1 protein-coding gene and 1 pseudogene are annotated in these 1,397 nt (G+C 33.9%); one reads left to right on the top strand and one right to left on the bottom strand.

What is annotated here, in order from left to right; translation table 11 throughout:
* Positions 1 to 982: hypothetical protein (locus tag HMPREF9074_RS06750; RefSeq protein ID WP_034540076.1), on the top strand; the 982-nt coding region annotated here is incomplete at its 5' end.
* Between the two features lie 50 nt (positions 983 to 1,032).
* Here HMPREF9074_RS06750 and HMPREF9074_RS06745 read toward each other — a convergent pair.
* Positions 1,033 to 1,397: pseudogene (locus tag HMPREF9074_RS06745) on the bottom strand (conjugal transfer protein TraG); the annotation flags it as partial.

The following is a 1,397-nucleotide window of genomic DNA, read 5'->3' as shown; positions in this document are numbered from 1 at the left end:
GCAAGTAAAAAATGGACCTTTTGATCCAGATGCCAATATTGAACTAAGCTTGATATTTTCTCCTATAGAAAATGTCATTATTTTAGGAGCCCAGAAAGATACACCTGAGTTTGATCCTACAGTAACAGAACGGCAAGCAGTACTCTATATCTCTACGGATAGAGGGCAATCCTACAAGGAACTCATTCTTGAAGGAAATGATGTCTATGATATTGCAGCCTATACGAAAGAGTATAGTATTATTTGTACTTCGGATTATAAATTCGAATATATATACCTCCTTAATCATACAACTTTTCAATTGAAAACAATAGATAAATATAACAGAGATGAAAAAAATTATTATGATGATTTTGATGGTCGATTTCTCAAATGTAAAAAGAATGAAATTCGTTTTTTAGCAGATGTATTAAGTAAAGACTCTGTAAAGCTATATGAGATACCTAAAAAACTCACTACTTATCAGTATTATCCTATTCATCAGAATGGAGATATTCTATATTACAATGGAATATTAGAACTTCGTACTTACAACGTAATTACAGGAGAAGACAAACTCTTTAATCAGCTTAAACATAAATATAATTATTTCTTTCCTGAAAATTCGTCTGATTACAATACCCCTCTTTCTTTGCAAAATGAAAAAAATGAGAATGATGAGGAAACATATGAATTGATGATTTACGATCTTGAGGAAAACTTTATCCGTAAGATAACCAAAGAGAATCGTGAAAAGTACTATTACTACAAGGATTTTATTTGTGATTATACAAGGCTTCACGCCCATTCTGAATTGCGTTTTTCTTTTGACAAAGGGAAAACTTGGAAAACCCACAAAATTCCTATGGCAGGGTTGTTAGTTTTCAATAAGAATGTAGGTTTCTTTGAGGATAAATACATTATCTTTGAGGGGATTCTCTTTCGAGGTGGAGGAGATGACAGTGGAGGAAGGATAATGGTCGGGGAGTTTTTGAAAGACTGATTTAACTAATAAAAACTGCTAAACATCTTAAAATGTTTAGCAGTTTTCATTTATTCCTCTTTCCTTATCAAATGCACTAATTCAGGGTCGTTTTCAATGCGGGTGAGCTCATCGGTGATGAGCTGGATAATGTCAGTTTTTACTTGCTTGTAATTGGCTTGGATTTGTTGTTGCATTTGGTCTTCTCCATTTTCGTCTTCAAAGGAGAGGATTTGAGGTATTTTTTGGTAGGCTTTGCTCTCTGCAGCTACTTTCTCGTTATCTACTATAATCTGAGCGTGGAATATCTTCTGCTCTATACGCTCGTCAAAATTATCAGAAACAGCTCCTACAAACATCCCTTGAGTAAGATTGGATATTTTGCTGGCAGGAATCAAACTATCCAATTGTGTAGATATGGAGGTAGAGGTATCAT

Origin of the sequence: Capnocytophaga sp. oral taxon 329 str. F0087 (genome assembly GCF_000213295.2) — a bacterium.
Classification (GTDB): Bacteria; Bacteroidota; Bacteroidia; order Flavobacteriales; family Flavobacteriaceae; genus Capnocytophaga; species Capnocytophaga leadbetteri_A.
This window is presented reverse-complemented; position numbering and strand designations above follow the sequence as displayed.